This is a genomic window from Mycobacterium sp. TH-M11 (assembly GCF_057473725.1).
Map to the genome: position 1 here is coordinate 1 of NZ_JBYCLD010000327.1, position 2,010 is coordinate 2,010.

Here is a 2,010-nt window from a genome sequence, read left to right on the forward strand (position 1 = left end):
GGTACCGCTGCAAGACCCGGACGCGGCTGCTGCCGAACTTGAGCGCGCGGTCAAAGAGCTGGGTGCTGTGGGGGCGCTGGTCAACGGTTACACCAACATTGGTGATGAAAACACCGCGCGCTACCTCGACGAGGCGCCGGTCGATGTGTTCTGGAGCAAGGTCAGCGAACTAGGCGTACCGGTCTATCTGCATCCGCGGATCCCGTTGCCCAATCAGCAGCGCATCTACCAGGGGTATGAAGGGTTGCTCGGGTCGGCCTGGGGATTCGGTCAGGAGACCGCGACGCACGCTTTGCGGTTGATCCTAAGTGGCTTGTTCGACCGCCACCCCAACGTCAACGTCATCCTCGGCCACTGCGGCGAGGGACTCCCGTTCACCTTGCCGCGCGTCGAACACCGGCTGCGCCACCAGCGCCGGGAAACCCACGGCCCGCACAAGCTGCCGCCGACCGCATACCTACGGCAGAACTTCTATCTGACTACCAGCGGCGTGTTTCGCACCTCAACACTGCTGACTACCCTGCTTGAGGTGGGTGTCGACCGGGTCCTGTTCTCGGTTGACTACCCGTACGAGTCGACGGACGAAATCGCACCGTGGTTTGACAGCGCTCCCATCAGCGATAACGACAGGATCAGGATCGGGCGTACCAATGCCGCGAACCTATTCGGGGTTGATTCCTAAACCGTCCACATCGGCGACCGAACCCACCGAGGACAGCCAGGTGCTCGGCCTTCCCGACACCGCATAGCAGCCGACCATCGACAACGAGTGGAAAAGCAGGAAAAGAAGACCGCCTCGGTCAGCGACGGATGGGGCTGCTGAGTATTGGGGTCGCAGCGGCCACGACTCGACTCAGCTGCGGAATGAGCTCTGCGGCGGGGCATTCCATCTATTCGCGATCCTCGCAGACATCGCCGACGACCGAATTGGGCCGAATCGTCTCGGCCCCGGCTTCGAAGCGCAAGCGGGTCGCCGTCCGGTCGGGGCGGCCGGGACCATCGGTAGGCTCGTCTCATGTTCTCCTTCCTGCCCGATCCGCCGGGTATCGACGACGTTCGCGCATTGGCCCGCCGGGTGGACACCGCTCGCCACCACGGTGTTCCCAACGGCTGTGTACTCGAACTCGACCTACGGACCGCGCCACCGGAAACCAGCGGCCTGGATCCGTTGGCGATGATCACCGGCAGCGGGCGGCCCATGGCGTTGCGTGAAGCCGTCTCGGCGCTGCACCGGGCCGCCGACGACCCCCGCGTCGCGGGCCTGATCGCACGGGTGCAACTACCGGCCGCCGCGGCCGGCCCGGTGCAGGAATTGCGCGAGGCCATCGCGGCGTTCACCGCCGTCAAGCCGTCCCTGGCCTGGGCCGAGAACTATCCCGGCACGATGTCGTACTACCTGGCGTCGGCGTTCGGCGAGGTGTGGATGCAGCCATCGGGGACGGTCGGGCTGATCGGATTCGCCACCAGCGCCCTGTTCCTGCGGGACGCGCTGGACAAGGCCGGCATCCAGGCGCAGTTTGTCGCCCGCGGCGAATACAAGTCGGCGGCAAATCTTTTCACGCAGGATGGCTACACCGACGCCCACCGGGAAGCCGACACCGGGCTGCTGGAGAGCCTGCGCCGCCAGGTGTGGCAGGCAATCGCCGAGTCGCGCGGGATTGGCCGGGACAGCCTGGACGGTCTGGCCGATCGCGCGCCGCTGCTGCGTGACGTCGCCGTGGAATCGAAGCTGATCGACCGCATCGGTTTCCGTGACGAGGCATATGTGCGAATCGCCGAATTGGTTGGCGCCGAAGGTTTTTGCCCGGAATCGGGCGATGCCGACGGCGATGACGCCCCGCCGCGACTCTTTGTCTCTCGATACGCGCGGGCAACCGGGTCAGGAGGACCCTCCATGCCCGGGCGCGGGCCGAAATCGACTATTGCCGTGATCACCGTCGCCGGCCCCATCGTGAATGGCCGCGGCGGTTCACGGGTGCCGTTGGGATCGCCCAACGCCGGTGCCGACAC

General features: G+C 65.8%; 2 protein-coding genes. Both read left to right on the plus strand.

Annotated features, from left to right (window positions below):
• On the plus strand, positions 1 to 682 hold a 682-nt coding region (locus AC2VOG_RS13325), incomplete at its 5' end, for an amidohydrolase family protein (protein WP_486940371.1).
• A gap of 333 nt (positions 683 to 1,015) precedes the next feature.
• Positions 1,016 to 2,010, plus strand: a 995-nt coding sequence (locus tag AC2VOG_RS13330; protein ID WP_486940372.1) for a S49 family peptidase, incomplete at its 3' end; no start/stop codon positions are given.